Source organism: Vibrio sp. Vb0937 (assembly GCF_033338855.1).
Genome location: NZ_JAWOTK010000408.1, coordinates 1 through 1085, shown reverse-complemented (window position 1 = coordinate 1085; position 1085 = coordinate 1). Strand labels below are relative to the sequence as shown.

Here is a 1085-nt window from a genome sequence, read left to right as displayed (position 1 = left end):
CTTGCAACTTTGAGTAGCGTCTCGTTTCTACTCTCTAAGCTCTTAATTAACCATTTTGCCTCTTGCAAATTGCTGCGAATGTACTGGCTATCCGCACTGTTGCCTTTGCCTAATTGAGCGTATTGTTGGTTAACTTTTAACTTTGGAATGCTGTCAGGGTTGATGGAAACGGTCCATTTCCCATGATCTTTAAATACCGATACGTCCGGAATGACGTATTCTGTGTCGTCTGGGGTAATGCGGCTGCCTGGACGAGGATCTAACTGTTGGATCAGTTTTAATACTTCGCGTAGATCCGCTTCTTTTAGCTTAGTTTCTTTGATGACCAGTTTGTAATCGCGATTACCAAGGTGATCGATGTGATCGGCAAGAATCATTTTGGCTTCTGCAAGCCAAGGCGTGTCTTCTGGGAAGGTTGCAAGTTGCAGGAGTAAGCATTCTTGCAGGTTCCGCGATGCCACACCAAGCGGGTCAAACTGTTGGATGCGTTTGCGCACGGCTTCGACTTCATCCAACTCAATATCTTCGTTGTCGAAGCTTTCGTGAATCTCTTCAGGAGATAGGGTCAGATAGCCGTAATCGTCAATCGCATCAATGATGGCAATGGCAATCGTACGGTCGGTTTCACTGAAAGGCGTTAAGTCGAGTTGCCACATTAAGTAATCGTGCAGCGATTCTGTGGTTTCGCCTTGGTAGACCGGCATATCATCGTCTAACGCTAAACCGGTACTGCCCGTATTTGCGCTGTAGACATCATCCCAAGTTGTGTCGATTTCAAGCTCTGAGCTGATTTCGGACTTTTCGATGACGTCAGAACTATCAGGAACTTCGATTTCTGTTGGCTCGTTGGCACTGTTGTCAGCAGTTTCGAGTGCTGATTTGTCTTCACCATTTGCTTGAGGTTCTTCGTGGCCTTCTTCAACTTCCAATAGCGGGTTTGAGTCCAACGCTTCTTGGATTTCTTGTTGAAGATCGAGAGTCGACAACTGCAGCAAGCGAATCGCTTGTTGCAACTGTGGCGTCATGGCTAACTGCTGACCTAGCTTGAGTTGTAATGAAGGTTTCATTCAGTGTTACTTACCTTG

Annotated in this window: 1 protein-coding gene; it reads right to left on the bottom strand. The window is 46.3% G+C overall.

Annotation, left to right across the window (positions count from 1 at the left end):
* The coding region (gene rpoN / locus R7P67_RS26100) for an RNA polymerase factor sigma-54 (protein ID WP_318086491.1) at positions 1–1067 on the bottom strand (1067 nt) is incomplete at its 3' end.
* Positions 1068–1085 lie beyond the last annotated feature (18 nt).